The following is a 25,196-nucleotide window of genomic DNA, read 5'->3' on the forward strand; positions in this document are numbered from 1 at the left end:
AGCGTGCCCTGTCCCCGACTGATCAAAGGACACCTGGTGGCGAGTAGCACGGGCCAAGAGGAGCCGACCGAAAAGGTCAACATCCTGGTGGTGGACGACCTGGCGGAAAAGCATGTCGTCTTCAGCACCATCCTGGAGGAACTCGGCCAGAACATCGTGAGCGCCCGGTCGGGACAGGAAGCGCTGAAATTCATCCTGGAGATGGAATTCGCGGTCATCCTGCTGGACGTGAACATGCCCGACATCGACGGGCTGGAAACGGCCAGCCTCATCCGGCAGTACAAGAAGTCGGCCCAGACGCCGATCGTCTTCATCACGGCGTACGTGGACGAGCTGCAGGCGCGGCGCGGCTACGCGCTGGGCGCCGTCGACTACATCCCGTCGCCGGTCGTGCCGGAGGTGCTGCGCTCCAAGGTGCGCGTCTTCGTGGAGCTGTTCCGCATGAACCGCCAGCTGCAAAAGCAGGCGCTGCAGCGCGAGGAGCTCGCGCGGTCCGAGGCCGCCCGGACCGCTGCCGAAGCGGCGATCCGGCGTGCGGACTTCCTGGCCGAAGCCAGCCAGGTGCTGTCCCGCTCACTGAACCTGGACGACACGATCGCAGCGATGCTCGACTTGTGTGTGCCCGCGCTGGCGGATCGCGCCATCCTGGGCATTCCCGACAAGGATGGCGGCGTGCGCCGGTTGGAAATGCATCCGGCGCCCCGCGCGGACGACCCCGAAGTCTTCACTCCCGAGTTGAGGGCGGCGGCCGACGCGGTCGTCCGGGAGAAGCAGTTCAGGTTCTGGCGCAAGGACGACGGTCGCGCGGCGGTGATCTGCCCGCTGATGGCCGGTGACGAGATCCGCGGCGCGCTGGCGCTGCTGGGCAACGCGGAGCAGTTCGGCGCGACCCGCCAGGCGCTGATCCGCGAATTCGCCAGCCGCGCCTCGATCGCCATGGAAAACGCGCGGCTGTATTCCGCCGTGCAGGCGGCGGACCGGCGCAAGAACGAGTTCCTGGCGATGCTCGCCCACGAGCTGCGCAACCCGCTCGCCCCGATCCGCAACGCCGTCCACATCCTCGCCAGCGCGGAATCGCTGCCGCCGAAGCTGGGCTGGGCGCGCGACGTGATCGGCCGGCAGGCGGACCACATGGCGCGCTTGATCGACGACCTGCTGGACGTGTCACGCATCGTGCAGGGCAAGGTGGCCGTGAAGCCGGAGGTCCTGCAGCTGGGGACCTGGATCGAGCGGTCGGTGGAGGCCAGTGCGCCGCGCCTGGGCGCGCGCGAGCAGGTGCTCGACGTCGTCCTGCCGCAGGTGCCGGTGGAGCTCGATGGCGACCCGGACCGGCTGTCCCAGGTGCTGTCCAACCTGGTCAACAACGCCAGCAAGTTTTCACCGCTGCGCAGCCGCATCCGGCTGGAGGCGGCCTTCGCGGACGGGGAACTCCAGGTTTCCGTGCAGGACGAGGGCGCCGGCATCGAGGCCGAGTTCCTGCCGCACATGTTCGACCTGTTCGCCCAGGCCGACCAGTCGCTCGATCGTTCCCAGGGCGGCCTGGGCATCGGCCTCACTCTCGTCAAGCACCTGGTCGAATTGCACGGTGGCCGGGTGTGGGCCACCAGCGAAGGGTTGGGCAAGGGTGCGCGGGTGTCTGTGGCATTGCCGGCGCGCTTGGGCACGGAGGAGGGCACTGGCGCCGCGCCGATGGTCACGCACAGGCCGGCCGGGCCGCGCGGGACCTCCTCCCGCATCCTGGTGGTCGACGACCTGGCGGCCTCCGCGGAAACCTTGATGACGCTGCTGGAGATGGAAGGCTTCGAAGTGAAGGTGGCGCACGAAGGCCAGTCGGCTCTGGCGCTCGCGCGCGAGTTTCGCCCCCACGTCGTGCTGCTGGACATCGGGCTGCCCGGGATGAACGGCTTCGAGGTGGCGCACGGATTGCGCGCGCAGCCGGAGTCACGAGATGCGCTGCTGATCGCCTTGACGGGGTATGGCGAGGCCGAGAGCCGGTCGCGCTCGGCCCAGGCGGGGTTCGACTTCCACATGGTCAAGCCCGCCGACGTGGACCTGCTGCTGACGATGATCGCGGACCCGAACAAGGCGCGCAAGTCGGTCGCCACCGTGTGACGCCGCGGGGCCAACCGGTCCGGCCGCGGGTGCCGCGCTGATACAATCGCGGCCTCTGTAGGAAGGGTGGATGAGCGGTTTAAGTCGCACGCCTGGAAAGCGTGTGAGGGTTAATAGCCCTCCGCGGGTTCGAATCCCGCCCCTTCCGCCAGTTGCTCCACGAAGACCCGCCCTTGGCGGGTTTTTGCATGGCGGTGCGCCATCGCACATTGCTTGAACAGCCTTCGCCTGCACCAAGCGTCCCGGTCAACCTGCGCCCACGTTCCACCCGGCAATTCCGAGCACCGCCAGGCCGACGGCCGCGGCCGCCGCATGCCCCAGAACCAGCCAGATCGGCAGGGCGACGCGCTCCACGTGATAGCGCAGGTTCAGCACCATCCCCCCGAGCGCCGCGGCAAGGAGGAGGGCGACTCCGGCCCACGCACCCGCAGGCATGCCGGCGGTGAGGCCGGCGTAAAGCACCAGGGTGAGGCCTGCTGCCGCCAGCAAGCCGTGGAGCATCGCGATCGCGCTGGGTGGATTCGGCCGGCCGCTGAAGCGAATTCCCGCCATCACCAAGCCGCCGACAGCGGTAAGGACAAGCAACACGATTGCGGTGCGAAGCATGGTTTGCGGGTCCATCGACTTCTCCTTGAGCGAGGCAACCGGATCTTGCCATTTCGACAGGTGCTCCGCTTCAAGAATGAACTGTCCAAGCCACCAAATAGGACTGTCCAAATATGACTCAGCACCAGTGTTAACCCTCGTTGTCACTCGGACACATAACTGTCTAGACAGTTGCATGTGTGTCTAGACAGATGTACTCTCTGTCTTAGACAGATAACCAAGGGGCGCTCTTGCTGACCAGCAAGGAGATCATCGAGCGGACCGGCATCTCGCGTGCCACGCTCAACAACTACATCGCCAGCGGCCTCGTGCCGCGGCCACAGGTCCTGCCGCCAGGTCCTGAGCACGGCGACGCGCCCCGCATCGGCTATTTCCCCGATGACACGATCACGCGCATCGAGACCATCCAGCGGCTGAAGCGAGAAGGCTGGAGCATCACGCGGATCTCCGGTCACTTCGGCGCCCAGCCCGGCGCAGAAACACTCGATCCCCCGGCGCTGCCGGACGCGCCGCCCACGCGCGCGCTGCCGCCGCCTCCCGTATCGCGCGCCGCAGTGTTCGCGGGAGACCCCACGCTCACCATGTTCGTGGGAGACGTGCACTACCCGGCCTACCTGGTGGACGACAGCTTTCGCCTGGTCTGGCAGAACGAGCAGACGCACACCAGCCCCCTGTCGCCGCTCGGCGCGTCCGACGATTCCACCGACAACGTCTTCCGCCATCTGATGGACCTGGACGCGGACAGCGGCCGCGACGCCATCGTTCGTTTCCACCTGGAAGTCGCCAAGGACCGCGCGCACCGCACGGAGGAACTGTTCCGCGGGCTGTTGCAGGACCAGGCCGAGGAACTGCGTTCGCTCTACGCCGCCACCCGGCGCGCGGATGCGGGCCTGGTGACGCAGGCGCGCCTTGCGGCCACGGGCACGCTGCCCGCGCGGCTGCTCTATGCGGTGCACTTTCGCGAGGCGGTGCTGTTCGCCTTCGGCCCCGCGCCGGCTACCGTGCCGGGCGAAGCCGCGGGCAGAACTGCCGCCGCTGGGCGCCCGACGGCTGCGACGGCGGCAGCGGCGCCGCAGCCCGGCTCGCTGACCAACATGCCGCTGGCGGTGCTGGTGGCCACCCTGCAGGACGCCACGAGCCTGTGGGTGAAGCTGACGGCCCAGGAGTATTTCGAGCTGCTCAACGAAGTGTGGGCGGAGCTGGAGCAGATCTACCGCAGCCATGGCGGCCGGCCCGGTCGGCAGCCGGGCGAAGTGCTGGTCTGGTATTTCGCTTCGGACTCGGACACCAGCTACCTGTGGAACGCACTGGCCGCCGCCCAGCAGGCGCGCGAAGCCATGCGCCGCGTGAGCCGCCGCTGGCAGGCCCGCAAGGGCTGGGACGTCGAGCTGTGCATGAACGTGGGTGTCGACGAGGGCCGCGAGTGGATCGGCGCCGTCGGGGCACCGGCGGAACTGCGCGTGCTGGGCGAAGCAGCGGATCGCGCCGAGCAGCTGTCCCGCTGCGGCCGGATGGGGACCATCCTGTCCACGCGCACCCTCCTGGGCAAGCTGCCGCCGGTCCAGCGCCAGCGCGTGACCTACGGCGTGCCGCGCCGCGACGGCAGCGGCGCCCGCGTGCTCTTCACCTTCGACCGGCTGCAGGACATCGCAGCGGGCGCGCCTGTTCCCCCCCGGCTGGCCGACGTGGCCGTGGCCGAACTCCTCGACCTCACCCCCCCGACCCCCCTCACCAGCCCCGGCGGGGCAGGCTGATTCGAAAGGACTCCCCCATGCGCTGGTTCATGCCCAAACTCAGGAACAGCATCTACGCGATGCTGAGCAGCGTGCACGCACCGACGGAGTCGCCGCGCTCGCACGGTGAACAGCCGATCAACCTGGAAGACATCCGCCAGAACATGCTGGAGCTGGCTTCCCAGGACAGCGGCGAGAGGTCACTGCGGCTGGCCCGCCGGATCCGTTATGCGGCCGACCTGGAGTCGCTCTGGTTCATGCGCGGCGAGCTGATGGGGCTGCTGGCGCGCATCCACGGGGAAGCCGCCGCGTTCGAAAAGGTGGAGGAACTGAGTTCGATGTTCACGGACCTGCTGCCGGCCGGGCTGCGCTCGCGCCCCAGCCCGCTGGGCCACTACCGCCCGAACCGCGAGTCCGACGACTGAGCGGGTTCGCCTGCGACCAAGGGGCCGCGCGTGCCGGAAATCATCTTCATCGCCGACGCAATGAGCCCGGAGACCTCGCTCATGTTGGCTGGAATCACCAAGGTTGTGGTGGAGTCCTCCGCCACTTTGCCGAACGCGTCGACGGCGCGTTCGGCTACTTTCAACTGCACCGCCAGCTCGCCACCGGGCTGGCGGATCGCTTCGGCCACCTTGCGGATCGCATCCGCGTTGGCCTCGGCCACGGCGATGATCGCCGCCGCCTCGCCCTGTGCCTTGTTGATCTGGGCCTGCTTCTCGCCCTCGGACCGCGCGATGAAGGCCTCGCGCTCGCCGGTGGCGATGTTGATCTGCTCCTGGCGCCGGCCTTCCGAGGCCGCGATCAGGGCGCGCTTCTCGCGCTCCGCCGTGATCTGAGCCTGCATGGCGTGCAGGATCTCCTTGGGCGGCGTCAGGTCCTTGATCTCGTAGCGCAGCACCTTCACGCCCCAGTTCAGCGCCGCCTCGTCGATGGCCTGCACGACCTGCGCGTTGATGATGTCCCGCTCCTCGAAGGTCTTGTCCAGTTCCAGCTTGCCGATCACGCTGCGCAGCGAGGTCTGGGCGAGCTGCGTGACGGCCACGATGTAATTGGACGAGCCGTAGCTCGCCCGCATCGGATCGGTCACCTGGAAGTACAGGATGCCGTCCACCTGCAGTTGCGTGTTGTCGCGGGTGATGCAAACCTGGCTGGGGACGTCCAGTGGGATCTCCTTCAGGCTGTGCTTGTAGGCCACCCGGTCCACGAACGGGATCAGGATGCTCAGCCCCGGCGTGAGCGTGCTGTGGTACTTGCCCAGGCGCTCCACCACCCAGGCGTTCTGCTGCGGCACCACCTTGAGCGCCCGGAAGGTGAAGATGGCCGCGATGATGATCAGGACGATGCCGATGGACGTCATGCCGGGTTCCCTCTTTTGGTTTTGTTCAGATCTTCTCGACCACCAGCCGGCTGCCGCTGACCTCGCGCACCCGGTGGGCGCCGGTCCCGCCCGGCACGCCGCCGGCGGGGACGGCGATCCACACCGTTCCGCGGTAGCGCACGGTGGCGGTGTTGTCCGCGCCCCAGGCGTCGATGTGCACCGGCTCGCCGGCGTCCAGGTTCAGGTTGGTGTTCTCGCCTGCGCCGGCCGGGCCGCGCCTGCGCACGGCGTGCCAGACCGCCACGCCGCCGCCGCCGACGACCGCCGCGGCGACCAGCTGGGTCGCGAGCCCGCCGCCCGCATGCGCCGCCAGGGCGCCGGCGGCAGCCCCGAGCGCCAGCAGCAACAGGTAGAAAGTGCCGGTGAGCAGTTCGGCGGCCACCGCGCCGCCAGCCAGCAGCCACCAGAGCGTGGAGTCAGCCATAAGTCCCCTTTGCGCGGATTGTGGGCGAAAACCCGTCGGGCGGCGCATCCGCCGCCCCGGATTTCATACACTTCGCCCCTTCGTTCGCCTTTTAGCCCCTGGACCGCCTGCCCATGAAGTTTCGCTTCCCCATCGTCATCATCGACGAAGACTACCGCTCGGAGAACACGTCCGGCCTGGGCATCCGCGCCCTGGCGCAGGCGATCGAGGCCGAAGGTTCGGAGGTGCTGGGCGTCACCAGCTACGGCGACCTGTCGCAGTTCGCGCAGCAGCAAAGCCGCGCCAGCGCCTTCATCCTGTCGATCGACGACGAGGAGTTCACCCCGGGTCCGGACCTCGACCCGGCGGTGCTGAACCTGAGCAACTTCATCTCCGAGGTGCGGCGCAAGAACCCGGACGTCCCGATCTACGTGTACGGCGAGACCAAGACGTCGCAGCACCTGCCCAACGCCATCCTGCGCGAGCTCCACGGCTTCATCCACATGTATGAAGACACGCCGGAGTTCATGGCGCGCCACATCCTGCGCGAAGCCCGGTCCTACCTGGAGGGGATCCAGCCTCCCTTCTTCAAGGCGCTGCTCGATTACGCGGAAGATGGCTCCTATTCATGGCACTGCCCGGGGCACTCCGGCGGCGTGGCCTTCCTGAAAAGCCCGGTGGGCCAGATGTTCCACCAGTTCTTCGGCGAGAACATGCTGCGGGCGGACGTCTGCAACGCGGTGGACGAACTCGGGCAATTGCTCGACCACACCGGCCCGGTGGCAGCCAGCGAGCGCAACGCGGCCCGCATCTTCAACGCCGACCATTGCTTCTTCGTCACCAACGGCACCAGCACGTCGAACAAGATGGTCTGGCACCACGAGGTGGCGCCGGGCGACGTGGTGGTGGTGGACCGCAACTGCCACAAGTCGATCCTGCACGCGATCATCATGACCGGGTCGATCCCGGTCTTCCTGAAGCCCACGCGCAACCACTTCGGCATCATCGGCCCGATTCCGCAGAGCGAGTTCTCGCCCGAGGCGATCAAGGCCAAGATCAAGGCCAACCCGCTGCTGGCCGGCGTCGACCCGGAGACGGTCAAGCCGCGCATCGTGACCCTGACCCAGTCCACCTACGACGGCGTCCTGTACAACACCGAGACCATCAAGGGGATGCTGGATGGCTACGTCGAGGCGCTGCACTTCGACGAAGCCTGGCTGCCGCACGCGACCTTCCATCCCTTCTACGGCAACTTCCACGCGATGGGCAAGAAGAGGGCGCGGCCGCAGAAGTCCCTGGTGTATTCCACCCAGTCCATCCACAAGCTGCTGGCCGGCATCAGCCAGGCCAGCCACGTGCTGGTGCAGGACGCGGTGGAGAACAAGCTGGACCGCCACATGTTCAACGAGGCGTTCCTGATGCACACCTCCACCAGCCCGCAGTACGCCATCATCGCCAGCTGCGACGTGGCGGCGGCCATGATGGAGCCACCCGGCGGCACCGCGCTGGTCGAGGAATCCATCATGGAAGCGCTGGACTTCCGCCGCGCCATGCGCAAGGTGGACCAGGAGTACGGCAAGGACTGGTGGTTCAAGGTCTGGGGCCCCGACAAGCTGGTCGACGAGGGCATCGGCAAGCCGGACGACTGGATCATCAAGGGCGAGGCCCGCACCGCCAAGTGGCACGGCTTCGGCAACCTGGCCGAAGGCTTCAACATGCTGGACCCGATCAAGTCCACCATCGTCACCCCGGGCCTCGACCTGAACGGCAAGTTCGCCAAGACCGGCATCCCGGCCTCGATCGTCACGCGCTTCCTGGCGGAGCACGGCGTCATCGTCGAGAAGACGGGCCTCTACAGCTTCTTCATCCTGTTCACCATCGGCATCACGAAGGGCCGGTGGAACACGCTGCTGTCCGCGCTGCAGCAGTTCAAGGACGACTACGCCAAGAACCACCCGATGTGGAAGATCCTGCCGGAGTTCTGCCAGAAGTTCCCGCGCTACGAGCGCATGGGCCTGGCCGACCTGTGCCAGTACGTCCACGAGCTGTACGCCAAGTACGACATCGCGCGGCTGTCCACCGACATCTACCTGAGCGACCTGCAGCCGGCGATGAAACCGAGCGACGCCTTCGCCCACATCGCCCACCGCAAGGTCGAACGGGTGCCGATCGATGACCTGGAAGGCCGCATCACCACGGCCCTGATCACGCCGTACCCGCCCGGCATCCCGCTGCTGATCCCGGGCGAAGTGTTCAACCGCAAGATCGTGGATTACCTGAAGTTCGCCCGCGCCTTCAACCTGGAATGCCCCGGCTTCGAAACCGACATCCACGGCCTGGTCTCGGTGGTGGACGACGCGGGGAAGGTCGAGTACTACGCGGATTGCGTCGAGCGCTAGGTCCAGCGGGCACGGCCCGCCCGCTTCACGCGTCGAGCGCGATGGCGGTCTGGCTGAAGCCGGCGTCCACGTAGGTGATCTCCGCGGTGACACCGCCCGCCAGGTCGCTCAGCAGGAAGGCGGCCACGTTGCCGACGTCCTCGATCGTCACGTTGCGCCGCAGGGGCGCCGCGCTCGCGACGATCGACAGGAGCTTGCCGAAATCCTTGATGCCGCTGGCCGCCAGCGTCTTGATCGGGCCGGCGCTGATGCCGTTCACGCGGATCCCCTTGGGCCCGAGGGAGCCGGCAAGGTAACGCACGCTCGCTTCCAGCGAGGCCTTGGCGAGGCCCATCGTGTTGTAGTTGGGGACCAGCCGCAGCGCACCCAGGTAGGTGAGGGTGAGCAGCGCCGACTTGTCATTCAGGTAGGGCAGGGCCGCCTTGGCCATGGCGGGGAAGCTGTAGGCGCTGATGTCGTGGGCGATGCGGAACGATTCACGCGAGAGGCCTTCCAGGAAGTCACCGGCGATCGCCTCCCGCGGCGCGAAGCCGATGCTGTGGACGAACCCGTCGATCTTGGGCCAGGTGGCGGACAGGTCCTGGAACAGCTTCGCGATCTGCGCGTCGTCGCCGACGTCGCAGTCGAAGATCAGGGTGGAGCCGAAATCCGCCGCGAACTCCGTGATCCGCTCCTTGAAGCGCTCGCCCACGTAGCTGAACGCCAGTTCCGCGCCCTGTGCGTGGCACGCCTTGGCGATTCCATACGCTATCGACCGGTTCGACAACACCCCGGTGATCAACAATTTCTTTCCAGACAGGAAGCCCATGGAACTCTCGCAAGTAAAAACTCGGCAGAATTGTCGCATGCGAGGTTTGCTTCTCCTGCTGGCCTGGGTGCTGGCCCCGGCCGCCTGGGCAGCCCACGGCTATGCGCTCTGGGGCGACCTGAAATATCCGCCCGGTTTCGGCCACTTCTCCTATGTGAACCCGCAGGCCCCCAAGGGCGGCGAACTGCGGCTGGTGAGCAACCTGCGGTACTCCACGTTCGACAAGTACAACCCGTTCACCATCAAGGGCTCGCCGCCTGCGTACCTGTCGGCGCTGATGTTCGACAGCCTGCTGGCGGGCGCCCAGGACGAGGTCGGCTCCGGCTACGGACTGCTCGCGCAAGACGTGGACGTGCCGGCGGACGGCCTGTCGGCCACCTTCCGGCTGCGTCCGCAGGCCCGCTTCCACAATGGCGACCCGGTGCTGGCCGCCGACGTGAAACACACGTTCGACACCCTGCTCGGGCCCTACACCTCGCCTTCCTACAAGACGGCGCTGGAAGACCTGGACGGACTGGACGTGGTGGACGAGCGCACGGTGCGCTTTCGCTTCAAGCGCAAGAACCGCGAGATGCCCCTGACGGTGGGAGGCGTGCCGATCTTCAGCCGCAAGTGGGGGATGGTGGACGGCAAGGCCAAGCGCTTCGACGAAGTCGTGATGGACCTGCCGATCGGCAGCGGCCCGTACAAGATCGGGCCGGTCGTCTTCGGTCGTGACATCACCTACCTGCGCGATCCGGACTACTGGGCGCGCGACCTGAACGTGCGCAAGGGCACCTCCAACTTCGATCGCATCACCGTCAAGATCTACAAGGACGCCACGGCGCGGCTGGAGGCCGTGAAGGCCGGCGAGTTCGACCTCATGCGCTTTTTCTCCGCCGGCGACTGGGCCCGCCGGGTGAACGGCCGCCGCTTCAAGAGCGGCGAGCTGGTCAAGGGCGAGTTCCGGCACCAGCTGCCTTCCGGTTTCCAGAGCTATGTGCTGAACATCCGCAATCCCAAGCTCAAGGATCCGCGCGTCCGCGAGGCGCTCGGGCTGGCCATGGACTACGAGTGGATGAACCGGCAGATGTTCTACAACTCGTACCAGCGGGTGACGGGCCTGTTCGGCAACACCGACTGCAAGTCGTCCGGCTTGCCCTCGGCGGAGGAACTGGCGTTGCTGGAGCCGTGGCGCGGCAAGATACCGGAGGCCGCCTTCGGCCCCGCCTACGTGCCGCCGCGCACCGACGGCAGCAGTTCCCTGCGCGAGAACCTGCGCAAGGCGCGAGAGCTCCTGCGGGAGGCGGGCTGGGTGGTGACGGACGGCAAGTTGCGCAATGCCAAGGGCGAATCGCTGGTGCTGGAATACCTGGACAGCGCGGAGACCGGCGCGCGCGTGGTGACCCCCTGGATGCGCAACCTCGAAAAACTCGGCGTGGGCCTGACCTTCCGGCCGGTGGACTTCGCCCTGTACCAGCAGCGCTTCCAGAAGAAGCAGTTCGAGATCATCTCCATCAACTACCCGGGGACGAACACGCCGGGACAGGATTACGTGGACCTGTTCGGCAGCAAGTCGGCCGAAGTCGAGGACTCGGGAAACCTCACGGGCATCCAGAATCCCGCCGTCGATGAACTGCTGCGGCGCATGACCAGCGCGCAGACCAAGGCGGAGCTGCTGCCCGCATGCCGCGCGCTGGAGCGCGTGATCATGCATTCGCACATCCTGATCCCGCAGTGGACGGCCGGCACGCACCGCCTGGTCTACAACGCCTGGCGCCTGCAGCCCACCGCCAGCATGCCCGCGTACGCGCAAGGCGAAGGCTGGGCCATCGACACCTGGTGGGCCAAACCGCAGCAGGCCAGCCACTGATGGCGTCATACATCCTCAAGCGTTTCCTGCTGATGCTGCCCACGCTGCTGGGCGTGCTGCTGATCACTTTCATCGTCACCCAGTTCGTTCCCGGCGGGCCCGTGGAGCAGTACATGGCGGAAGCCCGGGCCGGCGCAAGCGGCGGCAGTGGCGGGGAGGGCGGCGGCGCTTTCAGCTACCGCGGCGCGCAGGGCGTCGACCCCAAGCGCATCGAGCAGATCAAGGCCCTGTACGGTTTCGACAAGCCGCCGCACGAACGCTTCCTGCAGATGCTGGGCCAGTACGCCCGCTTCGACCTGGGCAGGAGCTTCTTCCAGAACAAGGACGTCTGGACGCTGATCCGGGAGAAGCTGCCGGTCTCGATCAGCCTGGGACTCTGGACTTTCTTCATCAGTTACCTGATCGCGGTGCCGCTGGGGGTGGCCAAGGCCGTGCGCGCCGGCACGCGCTTCGACCTGCTCACCACCCTCATCGTCCTGGTCGGCTATGCCATCCCGGGCTTCGTCCTCGGCGTGGCGATGCTGGTGATCTTCGGCGGCCAGCTGGGATGGTTCCCGCTGCGCGGGCTGACCTCCGGCAACTGGGAGGAGCTCAGCGTCGCGGGCAAGGTGGTCGACTACCTGTGGCACATCGCCCTGCCGGTCACCGCCATGGTGGTGGGCAGCTTCGCCGTCACGACGATGCTGACCAAGAACTCCTTCCTGGAGGAGATCCGCAAGCAATACGTCCTGACCGCCCGCGCCAAGGGCCTCGACGAGCGCCGCGTGCTGTGGAAGCACGTGTTCCGCAACGCGCTGATGCCGATCATCGCGGGCTTCCCGGCGGCCTTCCTGGGCGCCTTCTTCACCGGCTCGCTGCTGATCGAGACGCTGTTTTCGCTGGACGGCCTGGGCCTGCTCAGTTACGACAGCGTGATCCGGCGCGACTACCCGGTGGTGCTGGGCACCCTCTACCTGTTCACGCTGATCGGGCTGCTCACCAAGCTGATGAGCGACCTCATGTACGTCTGGATCGATCCGCGTGTCAAATTTGACTGACCCCCCCGAAGCGGCCTACGGCCGCCTCCCCCCTGAGGGGGGCGCGCCGAGCGGCCCGGCAAAGCCGGTTCCGCCGGCGCCCGCGAGGGGGCCAGACGTCCTGCCACCATGGGTGCACGTGTCGCCGCGCCGTCGCGCCTGGCGGCGCTTCCGCAAGAACCGGCTGGGCTTCTGGAGCCTGTCGCTGTTCGTGACCATGGTCGTGCTGAGCCTGTTCGCGGAGGTGATCTCCAACGACAAGCCGCTGCTGGTGCGCTACGAGCAACGTTTCTATTTCCCGATGCTGCAGGCATACCCGGAGAAAACGTTCGGTGGCGACTTCGAGACCGAGACCGACTTCCTGGATCCCTTCATCCAGCAGCAGCTGACACGGGGCGACAACTGGGCGCTGTACGCGCCCAACCCGTATGGGCCCAGGACGCTGAACTATTTCGCCAAGGAACCGAACCCCTCCAGGCCGACGCGGGACAACCTGCTGGGGACGGACGATCGCGGTCGCGACATGCTGGCGCAGTTGATCTACGGCTTTCGCCTGAGCGTGCTGTTCGCCCTGGCGCTGACCGCCGTCGGCGTGCTCATCGGCGTCGTCACCGGCGCCATCCAGGGGTTTTTCGCCGGCAAGACCGACCTCGCCTTCCAGCGCTTCATCGAGATCTGGGACTCCATGCCGGAGCTGTACCTGCTGATCATCTTCAGCGCGATCTTCGCGCCCAGCGTCTCGCTGCTGCTGATCCTGCTGTCGCTGTTCGGGTGGATGGGGCTGTCGCAATACGTGCGGGCCGAGTTCCTGCGGAACCGGCAGATGGACTACGTGCGCGCCGCGCGGGCGCTGGGCGTCGGCAATGGCCGGATCATGTGGAAGCACATCCTGCCGAACAGCATGACGCCGGTCATCACCTTCCTGCCGTTCCGCATGAGCGCCTCGATCCTGGCGCTGACGTCGCTCGACTTCCTGGGCCTCGGCGTGCCGCCCGGCACGCCGTCGCTGGGAGAGCTCCTGAGCCAGGGCAAGAACAACATCGATGCCTGGTGGATCTCGCTTTCCACCTTCGGCGTGCTGGTCATGACGCTGCTGCTCCTGACGTTCATGGGCGATGCCTTGCGCGATGCGCTGGACCCGCGGAAGGCCGATACATGAAGAACGCGCAGCGCCGTTCTCTCCCTCTCCCGCTTGCGGGAGTGGGCCGGGGTGAGGGCATCGCATGACGACCCCGTTGCTGGATGTCAAGGACTTGCGGGTCGCCTTCGGCGGCAAGGAAGTCGTCCGTGGCGTCGACCTGTCGATCGCGCCGGGCGAGAAGCTGGCGCTGGTCGGCGAATCCGGCTCGGGCAAAACCGTCACCGCGCTGAGCCTGGTGCGGCTGGTCCACAACGCGCACATCACCGGCTCCGCGCGCCTGGCCAGTGCCACCCCCGGCGCCAGCCCGGTCGAACTGTTGCAGGCGTCCGAGCGCGAGCTGCTCGGCATCCGGGGCCGCGACATCGCGATGATCTTCCAGGAGCCGATGACCGCCTTGAACCCGGTCTACACCGTCGGCGACCAGATCGCCGAGGTGCTGCAGATCAAGCAGGCTCTGAGCGCGCGGCAGGCATGGGACGCAGCGATCGAGGCCCTGGCCGCCACCGGCATCCCGGAGCCGGCCCGACGCGCCGCCAGCTACCCGCACCAGCTGTCCGGCGGGCAGCGGCAGCGCGCCATGATTGCGATGGCCCTGGCCTGCAAGCCGCGCCTGTTGCTGGCCGACGAGCCCACGACGGCACTGGACGTGACCTTGCGCCTGCAGATCCTGGAGCTGCTGGCGGACCTGCAGCGGCAAACCGGGATGGCGGTGCTGCTGATCACGCACGACCTCAACCTGGTGCGGCGTTTCGCCGACCGCGTGGCGGTCATGGAGGCCGGGCACGTGGTGGAGCAGGGACCGGTCGGCCAGGTCTTCCACGCCCCGCAGCATCCCTACACGCGCAAGCTGATCGAGAGCCGCCCGGTGCGCGACGTGCAGGAGCCTCGTGCCGGCGAGCCGCCGGTGATGCAGGCCGACGCGTTGCGCGTGGGATATCCGGTGCCGATCCCGGGCTTCAGAGGCTGGTTCCGCCGCGGCGAATTCGTGGCGGTGCACGGCGCGCAGTTCCAGGTGCCGGCGGGAGGCACGCTGGGCATCGTCGGCGAATCGGGCTCCGGCAAGTCGACGATGGCGCTGGCCGCCCTGGGCCTGATTCCGCACGGTGGCGAGCTCCAGGTGATGGGCAAGCGATGGGGGCCCGATGCAGCGGCCAACCGTGCCATCCGCCGGCTGGTCCAGGTGGTGTTCCAGGACCCGTTCTCCTCCCTGTCGCCGCGCATGACCGTGGAGGAAATCGTCGGCGAGGGCCTGCTGGTGCACGAGCCCGGCCTGTCCCTGGAGCAGCGCCGCGTCCAGGTGCTGCGGACCCTGGACGAAGTGGGCCTGGGCGAAGCGCAGTTTCCGGGCTTGCTCGGTCGCTATCCGCACGAGTTTTCCGGCGGCCAGCGGCAACGGCTTGCCATTGCCCGTGCGCTGATCGTGCAGCCCCGGCTGCTGGTGCTGGACGAGCCCACCAGCGCCCTGGACGTCACGATCCAGAAGCAGGTGCTCAAGCTGCTGCAGAGGCTGCAGAAAGAGCGCGGCCTGTCCTACCTGCTGATCACCCACGACGTGGACGTGATCTGGGCGATGGCCCACGACGTCCTGGTGATGCGGGACGGGGTGATCCTGGAGGCCGGCACCGTGGAGCAGGTGCTGCAGCATCCCCAGGACCCGTACACGCAGACGCTGGTGGCCGCAGCGAGCTGAGCCGCTCGCTACTGCTTGATGAGAGCGAGCATCTCGAACAGCGAGCCCGTCGCTTGCGAGTCGGACTCGTCCTGCGCGGACACGCTGAAACCGACTGTCCCGCCCTGCACGAGGTACACGGTGATTCCAGGCCCGTCGGAGGGAGTGATGACCAAGGTGTTCCCCGGGCCCACGCGCCACGTGCCGGCACCTGTATTGGTTTCCCGGGTGGGTCGCTCCGTGCTGATGAACCCGTTGGTCGTGCAGTTCATCCGCTGGTAATCGTGGGTGTGCGAGGGCTGGAAGCCACCGGGGCTCGTCGCTGCGGTGACTTCTCTGCAGGAGGGAATGATCGCCCTGAATCCGCTCATTCGATCAAGGCCCGAATACGTGAAGCTTCCATTGGGCGCCAGCGTCAGGGTGGCATTGGAGATGCCGCTGCGGGAGCCCAGCACCATCCCTGCCGAGCCACTGACGGTCTTGCTGCTCATGGAAAGCAGCCGGTAGGTGCCTGCGGCGGCGCGTGCCGTGATCGCGGCACGTCCTTCCACGGCGGCCAGCCTGCCTTCCAGCGCGTCGACGGTGTGGGCCAGTGCCGCAACGTGGGCCGCCTCGGAGCGTGCTGATGCGCCCGCGCCGAGGGCTCCGACCGCTGCCAGGGAATCCTGGGACGGGTCGCCTCCGCCGCACGCAGCCAGCAGCGCGCACGCGACCAGGACCGGGGCCCATCGGAGCTGAAGCAGGCGGGAGAGTCGGTGAACTGGAGGTCGGGCCGGGCTGGATGCGTGGGCGGACATGGGAACCTCGCTTTCGGGTTGCGCATGTTTAGGTCGCGCTAGCTCAGCTGTCAAAGATCCCCGCCCGGCGGCTACTGCCCAGCAGCCCGCCGGGAGCGGCCCCCGCCTTGCCGATACCCCTGCGCCCTTGCGAATCAACGACTTGAGGGCTACAATACCGGCTTCACGACCAAACGGGCGGGTAATCACCGCCCGTTTTTTTTGGCTGATCGACTCACAACTTGGCACTGCAGGACATCGTCGCGCAAACCGTGGCCGGGCTTGGCTATGAGCTGGTGGAGCTGGAACGCTCCGCCGGGGGCACGTTGCGCGTAACGATCGACTTTCCCTGGGAAACCGGGAGCGAGAAGATCGTCAATGTCGAAGACTGCGAGCGTGTCACGCGCCAGCTGCAGTACACGCTGGAAGTCGAGGAGGTCGATTACAAGCGGCTCGAAGTGTCCTCGCCGGGCATCGACCGGCCGCTGCGGGGCGAGCGGGACTTCGAGCGCTTCACCGGTGAGGTGGTCGACGTCACGCTGAAGGCGCCCATGGGTGCCGCGGCCGCCGGGCAGGTGGCTGCCAACCGCCGCAAGTTTCGCGGCACGCTCGAACGGTCGGATGCCGGGTGGCAGGTCACGTGGAGCGACGAGCCGGCGCCGGTGCCTGGCAAGAGGGTGTCGAAGAAGAAGGAAGTGCCGCCGTTGCACGTCCTGGGTTTTACGCTGGACGAGATCAAGGAAGCCCGTCTGGCACCGATTGTCGATTTCAAGGGGCGCAAGCGCGCCGGGGTTCAGGAGCAAGGGAAATGAATCGCGAACTGTTGATGCTGGTGGACGCCATCTCGCGCGAAAAGAACGTCGAACGCGACGTGGTTTTCGGCGCGGTCGAAGCCGCCCTGGCGCAGGCCACCAAGAAGCTGTACCAGGGTGAAGTCGACATCCGCGTTGCCGTCGACCGCGACAGCGGCGACTACGAGACCTTCCGCCGCTGGCTGGTGGTGCCGGACAACGCCGGCCTGCAGAACCCCGACGCCGAGGAATTGCTGATGGACGCGCTCGAGCGCGTCGAAGGCGCGGAAGAGGGCGAGTACATCGAGGAGGGCATCGAGTCGGTGCCCATCGGGCGCATCGGCGCCATGGCCGCCAAGCAGGTCATCCTGCAGAAGATCCGCGACGCCGAGCGCGAGATGCTGCTCAACGACTTCATGTCGCGCGGCGACAAGATCTTCGTGGGCACGGTCAAGCGCATGGACAAGGGCGACATCATCGTGGAGAGCGGCCGCGTCGAAGGACGCCTGCGCCGCGGCGAGATGATCCCCAAGGAAAACCTGCGCAACGGCGACCGCGTGCGCGCCATGATCATGGAGGTGGACCTGACGCTGCGCGGCGCGCCCATCATCCTGTCGCGCTCCGCCCCCGAATTCATGATCGAGCTGTTCCGCCAGGAAGTGCCCGAAATCGAGCAGGGCCTGCTGGAGATCAAGAGCTGCGCCCGGGACCCGGGCAGCCGCGCCAAGATCGCCGTCCTTTCGCATGACAAGCGGGTCGACCCCATCGGCACCTGCGTCGGCGTGCGCGGTTCGCGCGTCAACGGCGTGACCAACGAGCTGGCCGGCGAGCGGGTCGACATCGTGCTGTGGTCCGAGGACCCGGCGCAGTTCGTGATCGGCGCGCTGGCGCCCGCCAACGTGTCTTCCATCGTCGTGGACGAGGAAAAGCACGCGATGGACGTGGTGGTCGACGAGGAAAACCTCGCCATCGCCATCGGCCGCGGCGGCCAGAACGTGCGCCTGGCTTCCGAGCTGACCGGCTGGAAGATCAACATCATGGACGCCAACGAGTCGGCCCAGAAGCAGGCCGAGGAGCAGTCCGGCATCCGCGCGCTGTTCATGGAAAAGCTCGACGTGGACGAGGAGATCGCCGACATCCTGATCGTCGAGGGCTTCACCAGCCTCGAGGAAGTGGCGTATGTCCCCATCTCGGAGATGCTGGAGATCGAGTCCTTCGACGAAGACACGGTCAACGAGCTGCGCACCCGCGCCAAGGACGCCCTGCTGACGATGGAGATCGCCCGCGAGGAAAGCGTCGAGGAAGTTTCGCAGGACCTGCGCGACCTCGAAGGCCTGAACCAGCAGCTGATCGCCAAGCTGGCCGATGCCGGCGTGCACACCCGCGACGAGCTGGCCGACCTGGCCCTCGACGAATTGACGGACATCACCGGCCAGTCCGCGGACGAGGCCAAGACCCTGATCATGAAAGCGCGTGAACACTGGTTCTCGGGCGCTGCGGCCACGGCCGCCCATGAATGATGGGAGGAACTGAGAACACATGTCGAGTACCACCGTCGCCGAGTTCGCCAATGAACTCAAGAAATCCCCCGAAACCCTGCTCGAGCAGCTGAAGAGCGCCGGCGTGGCCAAGTCCGCGCCGACCGATTCGCTGTCGGACGCGGACAAGCAGAAGCTGCTGGGTTACCTGCAGGCCAGCCACGGCACCGCCACGCCGGAACGCAAGAAGATCACCCTGGTGAAGAAGTCCACCAGCGAGATCAAGCAGGCGGATTCCACCGGCAAGGCGCGCACGATCCAGGTGGAGGTGCGCAAGAAGCGCACCTTCATCAAGCGCGACGAAGGCTCGGACACCGCCGTGGTGGAAGCGCCCGAGGCGCAGCTGGAGCCCTCCGGCCCCGGCGGCCCGGACGACGCCGAACTCTCCCGCCGCGAGGAAGAAGCGCGCCGCCAGGCCGAGCTGATCCGCCGCCAGGAGGAAGAACTGGCCCTCAAGCGCCGCGAGCGCGAGGCCCAGGAGGCGCGCGAGCGCGAAGCGGACGCAGCACGCGCCGAGGCGGAGAAGGCAGCCGACGCACGCGCCGAGGCCTATACAGCCGCCCAGTCCGGCGCCACCGCTGCCAAGGCGGCCGGGGTCGAAGCGGCGCAGGCCGTGGCCAAGGCGCAGGGCGAAGCCCGCGAAAAGGCATCCACCGAAGCGCGTGAAAGGGCCGCCGCCGAATCGAAGGCGCGCGCCGACGAAGAGGCTGCACGGGCCCAAGACCTGGGCGAGCGTCGCCGCAAGGCCGAGGCCGAGGCCGCCGCCATCCGCTCGATGATGAGCACGCCCAAGAAGGTGCTGGTCGCCAAGGCGCCCGAAAAGCCGGTCGCCAAGGCCCCCGAACCCGGCAAGCCGGGTGTCAAGGGCACGTTGCACAAGCCGCCGGCGCAACCGGCCCGCCCGGGCGCGCCCGCTGCCCCGGCCGCGCCTGGCGCAGGCAAGGAAGTCAAGTCCGCCAAGCTGTCGTCCAGCTGGGCGAACGATCCGGCCAAGAAGAAGGAAATCAAGACCCGCGGCGATTCGTCCGGCGGGGTGGGCCGCAACTCGTGGCGCGGCGGCCCGCGCGGCCGCAGGGATTCGCGTGACCGCGACGACCACCACCAGCAGGCCGCCCCGGTGGAGCAGCGCGTCATCGAGGTGCACGTGCCGGAGACCATCACGGTGTCCGAGCTCGCGCACAAGATGGCCGTGAAGGCCTCCGAAGTGATCAAGGTGCTGATGAAGATGGGCCAGCTGGTCACCATCAACCAGTCCCTCGACCAGGACACCGCGATGATCATCGTCGAGGAAATGGGCCACAAGGCCCTGACCGCGGCGCTGGACGATCCCGAAGCGTTCACCGAGGAAGACACGGGCCAGGCGGTCGCCGAATCGCTGCCTCGGGCGCCGGTGGTCACCGTCATGGGTCACGTCGACCATGGCAAGACCTCGCTGCTGGACTACATCCGCCGCGCCAAGGTGGCGGCGGGCGAAGCCGGCGGCATCACGCAGCACATCGGCGCTTACCACGTGACCACCGACCGCGGCGTGATCTCCTTCCTGGACACCCCGGGCCACGAGGCGTTCACCGCCATGCGTGCCCGCGGCGCCCAGGCGACCGACATCGTCATCCTGGTGGTGGCGGCGGACGACGGCGTCATGCCGCAGACCCGCGAAGCCATCAAGCACGCCAAGGCGGCGGGCGTCCCGATCGTGGTGGCCATCAACAAGATGGACAAGCCCGATGCCAACCAGGACCGCGTCCGCCAGGAGCTGGTGGTCGAGGAAGTGGTGCCGGAAGAGTACGGCGGCAGTTCGCCGTTCGTGCCGGTGTCCGCCCGTACCGGCGCCGGCATCGACGCGCTGCTGGAGCAGGTGCTGCTGCAGGCCGAAGTGCTGGAGCTGAAGGCGCCCGTCGATGCCATGGCCAAGGGCCTGGTGATCGAAGCGCAGCTGGACAAGGGCCGCGGCCCGGTCGCCACCGTGCTGGTGCAATCCGGCACGCTGAAGACCGGCGACGTGGTGCTGGCCGGCCAGACCTATGGCCGCGTGCGCGCCATGCTGGACGAGAACGGCAAGTCGATCAAGAGCGCGGGACCTTCCATTCCGGTGGAGATCCAGGGCCTGACCGAAGTGCCGCAGGCCGGCGACGAGTTCATGGTGATGACCGACGAGCGCCGTGCGCGCGAAATCGCCACCTACCGCGCGGGCAAGTTCCGCAACACCAAGCTGGCGCGCCAGCAGGCCGCCAAGCTGGAAAACATGTTCTCGGACATGACGGCCGGCGCGGTCAAGACGGTGCCGATCATCATCAAGGCCGACGTGCAGGGTTCGCAGGAAGCGCTGGCGCAGTCGCTGCTGAAGCTCTCGACCGACGAGGTCAAGGTGCAGATGGTGTACACGGGCGTGGGCGGCATCAGCGAGTCGGACGTCAACCTGGCGATCGCCTCCAAGGGCGTGATCATTGGCTTCAACGTGCGTGCCGATTCCGGCGCGCGCAAGCTGGCCGAAGGCAACGGCATCGACATCCGCTACTACAACATCATCTACGACGCCGTGGATGAACTGAAGGCGGCAATGTCGGGGATGCTGGCCCCCGAGAAGCGCGAAGAGATCATCGGCTCGGCCGAGATCCGCACGGTGTTCGTGGCATCCAAGATCGGCACGGTCGCGGGTTGCATGGTCACCTCCGGCCAGGTCACGCGCACCGCGCACTTCCGCCTGCTGCGCCAGAACGTGGTGATCTACACCGGGGAGCTGGAGTCGCTCAAGCGCCTGAAGGACGACGTGCGCGAGGTCAAGGAAGGCTTCGAGTGCGGCATCAAGCTGAAGAACTACAACGACATCAAGGAAGGCGACCAGCTCGAGTTCTTCGAAGTCAAGGAAATCGCCCGGACGCTGTAAGGTGAAGCGCAAGGCAGCCACCCCCAACCGCGGCTTCAAGGTCGCCGACCAGATCCAGCGCGATCTGTCGGAGATCATCGCCCGCGAATTGAAGGACCCGCGGGTGGGGATGGTGACGATCAACGCGGTCGAAGTGACGCCGGATTACGCGCACGCCAAGATCTTCTTCAGCCTGCTGGTGGGCGACCCGGTGGAGACCACCGAGGCGCTGAATCAGGCGGCCGGCTTCCTGCGCAACCACCTGTTCAAGCGCCTGCACATCCACACCGTGCCGACCCTGCATTTCCAGTTCGACCGCACCACCGAGCGCGCGGCCGACATGAACGCCCTGATCGCCAAGGCGGTCTCCTCTCGTTCCAAGGAGGAGTAGTCTTGAACGCGCCACGCACGAGGGTGCAGCGGCGCCCCGTGCATGGGGTGTTGCTGCTCGACAAGCCGCTGGAGATGTCCAGCAACGACGCACTGCAGAAGGCCAAGTGGCTGCTGCGGGCGGAGAAGGCCGGCCATACCGGCACGCTGGATCCCATGGCCACCGGCGTGCTGCCGCTGTGCTTCGGCGCCGCTACCAAGTTCAGCCAGCTGCACCTGGATGCGGACAAGACTTACGAGGCCGTGGCCCGGCTGGGTGTTCGCACCGCCACCGGCGACTCCGAGGGCGAGGTGATCGAGCAGCGGGACGTGCCGGTGCTGCCGCCCGAGCTCCTGGCGCAGGTGCAGGCCCGCTTCACCGGAGCGGCCACCCAGGTGCCTCCCATGCACAGCGCATTGAAGAAGGACGGCCGCGCCCTGTACGAATATGCGCGCGCCGGCATCGAGGTCGAACGCGAGCCTCGTCCCGTGACGGTCTTCGCGCTCCAGCTGTCGCTGGTCGGCCCGGGGCTGCTGCGCATCCTGGCCAAGGTCAGCAAGGGCACCTACATCCGCACCTTGGGCGAGGACATCGGCCAGGCGCTCGGCTGCGGCGCGCACCTGGCGTCGCTGCGAAGAATTGCCACCGGGCCGTTCGGCGTGGACCAATGCCTGACTTTGGCGGAACTCGAGGCGTTGCCCGAATCTGAAAGACAGGCACGCCTGCTGCCGGTGGAGTCGCTGCTTCCCGGCCACACGAGCGTGACGCTCGGCGCCGAAGATGCCGGGCGCTTCCTCAGTGGCCTGCGCCGGCGCGGCGGCTGGCCCGATGCTTCCCAGGTCGCGGTGTTCGGGGACGCGCCGCGCGCGCTCCTCGGCACCGCCCACGTACAGGCCGGCGAACTGATCCCCTCCCGCCTGCTGAGCCCGATCGAAATCCAGCAAATCCTCGGTGTAGCCGAGCCAGAGAACGTATGACGCAAATCCGAAACATCGCCATCATCGCCCACGTCGACCACGGCAAGACCACCATGGTCGACCAGCTGCTGCGGCAGTCCGGCACCTTCGCCGAACACGAGAAGGTGGTGGACACCGTGATGGACAACAACGCCATCGAGCGCGAGCGCGGCATCACCATCCTGGCCAAGAACTGCGCCGTGAGCTGGAAGGGCACGCACATCAACATCGTCGACACCCCCGGCCACGCGGACTTCGGCGGTGAAGTCGAGCGCGCGCTGTCCATGGTGGACGGCGTGGTGCTGCTGATCGACGCCCAGGAAGGCCCGATGCCGCAGACGCGCTTCGTGACCCGCAAGGCGCTGGCACTGGGCCTGCGTCCCATCCTGGTGGTGAACAAGGTCGACAAGCCGGGGGCGAACCCCGACAAGGTGGTCAACGCCGCCTTCGACCTGTTCGACAAGCTCGGCGCCACCAACGAGCAGCTGGATTTCCCGGTGGTGTACGCCTCCGGCATCAACGGCTGGTCGTCGCTGGAAGAGGGCGCTCCCGGCGAGCAGTGGGGCAAGGACATGTCGGCCCTGTTCGACACCATCCTTTCGCACGTGCCGGAGCACAAGGGTGATCCGGCGGCGCCGCTGCAGCTGCAGATCTCGGCGCTGGACTACTCCAGCTTCGTCGGCCGCATCGGCGTGGGCCGCGTCAACGCCGGCACCCTGCGCCCGATGCAGGAAGTGCTGGTCATGGAAGGTCCGGACGGCAAGTCCATCAAGGGCAAGATCAACCAGGTGCTGACCTTCGAAGGCATCTCCCGGGTGCAGGTCAAGGAAGCCGGCCCCGGCGACATCGTGCTGATCAACGGCATCGAGGAGATCGGCATCGGCGTGACCATCACCGACCCGTTGAATCCCGACCCGCTGCCGATGCTGAAGATCGACGAGCCCACGCTCACCATGAACTTCTGCGTCAACACCAGCCCCCTGGCCGGCCGCGAAGGCAAATACGTCACCAGCCGCCAGATCTGGGACCGCCTGCAGAAGGAACTGCAGTCGAACGTGGCGCTGCGCGTCAAGGAAACGGACGCGGAAGGCATCTTCGAGGTGATGGGCCGGGGCGAGCTGCACCTGACCATCCTGGTGGAGAACATGCGGCGCGAAGGCTACGAGCTGGCGGTTTCCAAGCCGCGCGTGGTGTTCCGCACGGTCAACGGCGAGCGGCACGAACCGATCGAGCTGGTGACGGCGGACATCGAAGATCAGCACCAGGGCGGCGTGATGCAGGCGCTGGGCGAGCGCAAGGGCGAGCTGGTGAACATGGAGCCGGACGGCCGCGGCCGCGTGCGCCTGGAATACCGCATCCCGGCGCGGGGCCTGATCGGCTTCTCCAACGAATTCATGAACCTGACGCGCGGTTCGGGGCTGATCTCGAACATCTTCGACGGCTACGAGCCGTACAAGGGCGAGATCGCCAGCCGCAAGAACGGCGTGCTGATCTCCATGGACGACGGCGAGATCTTCACCTACGCGCTGGGCAAGCTGGAAGACCGCGGCCGCATGTTCGTCAAGCCGAACGACCCGGTGTACGAAGGCATGATCGTGGGCATCCACAACCGCGACAACGACCTGGTCGTGAACGCCACGCGTACCAAGCAGCTCACCAACTTCCGCGTCTCCGGCAAGGAAGACGCGATCAAGATGACGCCCCCGATCGACCTGACGCTGGAATACGGCGTCGAGTTCATCGAGGACGACGAGCTGGTGGAGATCACGCCCAAGTCCGTGCGCCTGCGCAAGCGCCACCTGAAGGAGCACGATCGCAAGCGCGCCCTGCGGGAAGCCGCTTAAGATCGAAGCGGGCTGCGGCCCGCTTTTCGTTGGCAAGAAGAACAATGAAACTCACGCATACCCGCGCCGTGTTCCTGATGGTGGCGGTGACCCTCATGTGGTCCATTGCCGGCGTCGTGACGCGGCATCTCGAGCAGGCGCAAAGCTTCGAGGTCACCTTCTGGCGCAGCTTCTTCACCGTGCTGTCGCTGCTGGTGATCCTGCCTTTCTTCCAGGGCCGCGTCGTCTTCGCGAAGATCCGCCACGCGGGCTGGTCCCTGTGGCTGTCGGGGATCTGCTGGAGCGTGATGTTCACCGCCTTCATGGTGGCGATCACGCTGACGAGCGTGGCCAACGTGCTGGTGACGCTGGCCATCGGGCCTTTCCTGACGGCACTGATCGCCCGGGTCTTCATCGGTCACCGGATCCCGCTTCGCACCTGGATGGCGATCCTCGTGGCGGGCGCGGGCATCGCCTACATGTTCGGTGCCCAGCTGGAAGGCGGCCAGGTCGCGGGCACCCTGGTGGCGCTGTGCGTGCCGATCGCCGGCGGCATCAACTGGACCATCACGCAGCGGTCCAATGCCCATGGCGAGCAGGTCGACCTGGTCCCCGCCGTGCTCGTGGGCGCCGTGATTTCGTCGCTGGCCACCCTCCCGCTCGCCATGCCCTTGCAGGCCTCGGGCCACGACATCGCCTTGCTGGCGCTGCTGGGGCTGGTGCAGCTGGCGATTCCCTGTGCCCTGGCCGTCATCTGCGCCCGCGTGCTGAAGGCGCCGGAGATCTCGCTGCTGGCGCTGCTGGAGGTGATCTTCGGCATCCTGCTCGCATGGCTCGGCGCGGGCGAGGTTCCGGCCCGAACGGTGCTGGCCGGTGGCGCGCTGGTGATCGGCGCGCTGGTCGCCAACGAGGTCCTGGGCTGGAGGCAGCGCGCATGAGCCGCCGGGCCGCTCCCAAGG

General features: G+C 67.1%; 20 protein-coding genes and 1 tRNA gene. 16 read left to right on the forward strand and 5 right to left on the reverse strand.

Annotation, left to right across the window (positions count from 1 at the left end; all coding sequences use genetic code 11):
• Positions 1 to 36: 36 nt before the first annotated feature.
• Together WG902_RS02580 and WG902_RS02585 are read left to right on the forward strand one after the other, a co-directional pair.
• Complete coding sequence (locus WG902_RS02580; protein WP_340058335.1) at positions 37 to 2,112, forward strand: hybrid sensor histidine kinase/response regulator; 2,076 nt, start codon at positions 37 to 39, stop codon at positions 2,110 to 2,112.
• Between the two features lie 60 nt (positions 2,113 to 2,172).
• Positions 2,173 to 2,263: transfer RNA gene (locus WG902_RS02585), tRNA-Ser, on the forward strand.
• Positions 2,264 to 2,358: 95 nt separating this feature from the next.
• Here WG902_RS02585 and WG902_RS02590 read toward each other — a convergent pair.
• Positions 2,359 to 2,733: a hypothetical protein gene (locus WG902_RS02590; RefSeq protein ID WP_340058336.1), complete on the reverse strand. Its 375-nt coding sequence runs from the start codon at positions 2,731 to 2,733 to the stop codon at positions 2,359 to 2,361.
• Positions 2,734 to 2,948: 215 nt separating this feature from the next.
• Here WG902_RS02590 and WG902_RS02595 point away from each other — a divergent pair, with 215 nt between their 5' ends.
• Positions 2,949 to 4,472, forward strand: coding sequence for a MerR family transcriptional regulator (locus WG902_RS02595; protein ID WP_340058337.1), 1,524 nt, complete (start codon positions 2,949 to 2,951; stop codon positions 4,470 to 4,472).
• Between the two features lie 29 nt (positions 4,473 to 4,501).
• Positions 4,502 to 4,876 (forward strand): hypothetical protein, encoded by a 375-nt coding sequence (locus tag WG902_RS02600; protein ID WP_340058338.1) that lies wholly within the window; start codon positions 4,502 to 4,504, stop codon positions 4,874 to 4,876.
• On the opposite strand, the gene WG902_RS02605 is transcribed toward WG902_RS02600, so the two are convergent.
• Together WG902_RS02605 and WG902_RS02610 are read right to left on the reverse strand one after the other, a co-directional pair.
• The gene (locus WG902_RS02605) at positions 4,846 to 5,811 is read right to left on the reverse strand and encodes an SPFH domain-containing protein (RefSeq protein ID WP_340058339.1); all 966 of its coding nucleotides are present in this window, start codon (positions 5,809 to 5,811) and stop codon (positions 4,846 to 4,848) included. The genes WG902_RS02600 and WG902_RS02605 overlap by 31 nt on opposite strands.
• A gap of 25 nt (positions 5,812 to 5,836) precedes the next feature.
• Positions 5,837 to 6,256 carry an NfeD family protein gene (locus tag WG902_RS02610; protein ID WP_340058340.1) on the reverse strand — a complete coding sequence of 140 codons (420 nt, stop codon included), beginning with the start codon at positions 6,254 to 6,256 and terminating at the stop codon, positions 5,837 to 5,839.
• 113 nt (positions 6,257 to 6,369) lie between these two features.
• Between WG902_RS02610 and WG902_RS02615 the strand changes: the two genes are divergently transcribed.
• Positions 6,370 to 8,634, forward strand: a complete 2,265-nt coding sequence (locus WG902_RS02615) for an arginine/lysine/ornithine decarboxylase (RefSeq protein ID WP_340058341.1) — start codon at positions 6,370 to 6,372, stop codon at positions 8,632 to 8,634.
• Between the two features lie 25 nt (positions 8,635 to 8,659).
• Here WG902_RS02615 and fabI read toward each other — a convergent pair whose 3' ends face one another.
• Entirely contained in the window at positions 8,660 to 9,442 is a 783-nt protein-coding gene (fabI, locus tag WG902_RS02620; RefSeq protein ID WP_340058342.1) for an enoyl-ACP reductase FabI, read from the reverse strand.
• A 37-nt stretch (positions 9,443 to 9,479) separates the two neighbouring features.
• Between fabI and WG902_RS02625 the strand changes: the two genes are divergently transcribed.
• The 4 genes from WG902_RS02625 to WG902_RS02640 all read left to right on the forward strand — a co-directional run bounded on the left by WG902_RS02625 (position 9,480) and on the right by WG902_RS02640 (position 15,141).
• On the forward strand, positions 9,480 to 11,294 hold the full coding sequence (locus tag WG902_RS02625; RefSeq protein ID WP_340058343.1) for an extracellular solute-binding protein: 1,815 nt from the start codon (positions 9,480 to 9,482) through the stop codon (positions 11,292 to 11,294).
• The gene (locus WG902_RS02630) at positions 11,294 to 12,331 is read left to right on the forward strand and encodes a microcin C ABC transporter permease YejB (protein ID WP_340058344.1); all 1,038 of its coding nucleotides are present in this window, start codon (positions 11,294 to 11,296) and stop codon (positions 12,329 to 12,331) included. Before WG902_RS02625 ends, WG902_RS02630 begins: the two co-directional genes overlap by 1 nt.
• 100 nt (positions 12,332 to 12,431) lie before the next feature.
• The gene (locus tag WG902_RS02635) at positions 12,432 to 13,469 is read left to right on the forward strand and encodes an ABC transporter permease (protein ID WP_340059421.1); all 1,038 of its coding nucleotides are present in this window, start codon (positions 12,432 to 12,434) and stop codon (positions 13,467 to 13,469) included.
• Between the two features lie 64 nt (positions 13,470 to 13,533).
• Positions 13,534 to 15,141 (forward strand): ABC transporter ATP-binding protein, encoded by a 1,608-nt coding sequence (locus tag WG902_RS02640; RefSeq protein WP_340058345.1) that lies wholly within the window; start codon positions 13,534 to 13,536, stop codon positions 15,139 to 15,141.
• An 8-nt stretch (positions 15,142 to 15,149) separates the two neighbouring features.
• On the opposite strand, the gene WG902_RS02645 is transcribed toward WG902_RS02640, so the two are convergent.
• Positions 15,150 to 15,917 (reverse strand): hypothetical protein, encoded by a 768-nt coding sequence (locus WG902_RS02645; protein ID WP_340058346.1) that lies wholly within the window; start codon positions 15,915 to 15,917, stop codon positions 15,150 to 15,152.
• 221 nt (positions 15,918 to 16,138) lie between these two features.
• Here WG902_RS02645 and rimP point away from each other — a divergent pair, with 221 nt between their 5' ends.
• The 7 genes from rimP to WG902_RS02680 are packed head-to-tail and all read left to right on the forward strand — an operon-like array spanning position 16,139 to position 25,175.
• Entirely contained in the window at positions 16,139 to 16,708 is a 570-nt protein-coding gene (gene rimP, locus WG902_RS02650) for a ribosome maturation factor RimP (RefSeq protein WP_340058347.1), read from the forward strand.
• Complete coding sequence (gene nusA, locus WG902_RS02655; RefSeq protein ID WP_340058349.1) at positions 16,705 to 18,207, forward strand: transcription termination factor NusA; 1,503 nt, start codon at positions 16,705 to 16,707, stop codon at positions 18,205 to 18,207. The genes rimP and nusA overlap by 4 nt, the downstream gene beginning before the upstream one ends.
• Before the next feature lie 19 nt (positions 18,208 to 18,226).
• Positions 18,227 to 21,109, forward strand: coding sequence for a translation initiation factor IF-2 (gene infB / locus WG902_RS02660; RefSeq protein WP_340058350.1), 2,883 nt, complete (start codon positions 18,227 to 18,229; stop codon positions 21,107 to 21,109).
• A 1-nt stretch (position 21,110) separates the two neighbouring features.
• Entirely contained in the window at positions 21,111 to 21,479 is a 369-nt protein-coding gene (rbfA, locus tag WG902_RS02665) for a 30S ribosome-binding factor RbfA (protein ID WP_340058351.1), read from the forward strand.
• A gap of 2 nt (positions 21,480 to 21,481) precedes the next feature.
• Entirely contained in the window at positions 21,482 to 22,435 is a 954-nt protein-coding gene (gene truB, locus WG902_RS02670) for a tRNA pseudouridine(55) synthase TruB (protein WP_340058352.1), read from the forward strand.
• The gene (gene typA / locus WG902_RS02675) at positions 22,432 to 24,258 is read left to right on the forward strand and encodes a translational GTPase TypA (protein ID WP_340058354.1); all 1,827 of its coding nucleotides are present in this window, start codon (positions 22,432 to 22,434) and stop codon (positions 24,256 to 24,258) included. The genes truB and typA overlap by 4 nt, the downstream gene beginning before the upstream one ends.
• A 44-nt stretch (positions 24,259 to 24,302) precedes the next feature.
• Entirely contained in the window at positions 24,303 to 25,175 is an 873-nt protein-coding gene (locus WG902_RS02680; protein ID WP_340058355.1) for a DMT family transporter, read from the forward strand.
• Positions 25,176 to 25,196: the final 21 nt, after the last annotated feature.

The organism is Ramlibacter sp. PS3R-8, from assembly GCF_037572435.1.
Lineage (GTDB): Bacteria > Pseudomonadota > Gammaproteobacteria > Burkholderiales > Burkholderiaceae_C > Ramlibacter.

What these genes read in the sequence shown, in the direction of transcription:
- WG902_RS02640 (WP_340058345.1), top strand. Translation starts at nt 13,534, where the DNA reads ATGACGACCCCGTTGCTGGATGTCAAGGACTTGCGGGTCGCCTTCGGC.
- WG902_RS02590 (WP_340058336.1), bottom strand. Translation starts at nt 2,733, where the DNA reads ATGGACCCGCAAACCATGCTTCGCACCGCAATCGTGTTGCTTGTCCTT.
- WG902_RS02645 (WP_340058346.1), bottom strand. Translation starts at nt 15,917, where the DNA reads ATGTCCGCCCACGCATCCAGCCCGGCCCGACCTCCAGTTCACCGACTC.
- WG902_RS02625 (WP_340058343.1), top strand. Translation starts at nt 9,480, where the DNA reads ATGCGAGGTTTGCTTCTCCTGCTGGCCTGGGTGCTGGCCCCGGCCGCC.
- fabI (WP_340058342.1), bottom strand. Translation starts at nt 9,442, where the DNA reads ATGGGCTTCCTGTCTGGAAAGAAATTGTTGATCACCGGGGTGTTGTCG.
- infB (WP_340058350.1), top strand. Translation starts at nt 18,227, where the DNA reads ATGTCGAGTACCACCGTCGCCGAGTTCGCCAATGAACTCAAGAAATCC.
- nusA (WP_340058349.1), top strand. Translation starts at nt 16,705, where the DNA reads ATGAATCGCGAACTGTTGATGCTGGTGGACGCCATCTCGCGCGAAAAG.
- WG902_RS02680 (WP_340058355.1), top strand. Translation starts at nt 24,303, where the DNA reads ATGAAACTCACGCATACCCGCGCCGTGTTCCTGATGGTGGCGGTGACC.
- WG902_RS02610 (WP_340058340.1), bottom strand. Translation starts at nt 6,256, where the DNA reads ATGGCTGACTCCACGCTCTGGTGGCTGCTGGCTGGCGGCGCGGTGGCC.
- WG902_RS02600 (WP_340058338.1), top strand. Translation starts at nt 4,502, where the DNA reads ATGCCCAAACTCAGGAACAGCATCTACGCGATGCTGAGCAGCGTGCAC.
- WG902_RS02615 (WP_340058341.1), top strand. Translation starts at nt 6,370, where the DNA reads ATGAAGTTTCGCTTCCCCATCGTCATCATCGACGAAGACTACCGCTCG.
- WG902_RS02630 (WP_340058344.1), top strand. Translation starts at nt 11,294, where the DNA reads ATGGCGTCATACATCCTCAAGCGTTTCCTGCTGATGCTGCCCACGCTG.
- WG902_RS02605 (WP_340058339.1), bottom strand. Translation starts at nt 5,811, where the DNA reads ATGACGTCCATCGGCATCGTCCTGATCATCATCGCGGCCATCTTCACC.
- typA (WP_340058354.1), top strand. Translation starts at nt 22,432, where the DNA reads ATGACGCAAATCCGAAACATCGCCATCATCGCCCACGTCGACCACGGC.